Origin of the sequence: Micromonospora sp. DT47 (assembly GCF_049844475.1) — a bacterium.
Lineage (GTDB): Bacteria > Actinomycetota > Actinomycetes > Mycobacteriales > Micromonosporaceae > Micromonospora.
This window is the reverse complement of record NZ_JBNCLC010000066.1, coordinates 1-965: the sequence shown is the minus strand read 5'-3', so window position 1 is coordinate 965 and position 965 is coordinate 1. Positions and strand designations below refer to the sequence as shown.

The following is a 965-nucleotide window of genomic DNA, read 5'->3' as shown; positions in this document are numbered from 1 at the left end:
AGAGGTCGCGCAATTAGGCGGGTTCATGGTCGGCGGGTGGAGCGGGTGTCCCAGCGGTAGAGGGTCCAGGCCTGGCGGATGAGGCTACGGATGGTGATGATTGTGTCGGCGAGGTCGAAGTAGGCGTGGATCACGTTTTCCTTGCGTTCGTAGCAGCGTTGGAGCCGGTTGAAGGCGTTGTGCCAGGCGTTCGTGCGCTCGACGTGCCACCGCTGGGTGGCCTGGACGGGGGCCTTGACGCCTTTGCGGGCGATCTCGCCGGTCAAGCCGCGTCCGGCGAGTAGGTCGCGGGTGGCGGCGGAGTCATAGCCGGCGTCCAGGTGCACGGTGATGTCGTCGGGCAGCTGACCGAGGTCTTCGAGCCGGTCGAGGGTGGGTTCCAGCAGCGGGGAATCGTGGCGGTTGGCGCCGGCCAGGACGCGTCCCAGTGGGATACCGCGGGCCTCGACCATCATCGAGCGTTTCATGCCTTGCTTGCCGCGGTCGACCGGAGACCTGCCGGCGACCTCGCCGCCGCCGGGGGCCTTGGTGATACATCCGTCGATGGCAAGGTCGTCGAGCAGCAGGCCCACGATGCGGTCGTAGGCGTCGAGCGCGATTGCCTTGAGCTGGGCGAACACGCCGAGGTTGAGCCATTCGTCGCGGCGGTTGCGGATCGTGGTGGCCGAGCAGGTCGAGTCGGCGATGGCCTCATACGAGCAGCCGAACCGCAGCACCTGCAGGAGCTTGTCGAACACGATCCGGTCGGCGATGCGTCGGCGGTGGCAGCCCAGGGGGTGGCTCGGATCGGTGGCGGGTCGTGCGGGCAGCAGCGCGGCGAACTGGTCCCACAAGGGGTCGCTCAGCCAAGATGGGACAGCGGGCACAGGCGTTCCAGTGATCACTAGGCGTAGGAACCATGATCACTGATGTCTGTGCCCGTCTCCTACCCGCCCGATCCTCACTGACCTATTTGCGCGGCCTCT

General features: G+C 66.9%; 1 protein-coding gene. It reads right to left on the bottom strand.

What is annotated here, in order from left to right; all coding sequences use genetic code 11:
* Positions 1–23: 23 nt before the first annotated feature.
* Positions 24–866, bottom strand: a complete 843-nt coding sequence (locus tag ACLQ2U_RS32165; protein ID WP_425754640.1) for an IS5 family transposase — start codon at positions 864–866, stop codon at positions 24–26.
* Between the last annotated feature and the right edge of the window lie 99 nt (positions 867–965).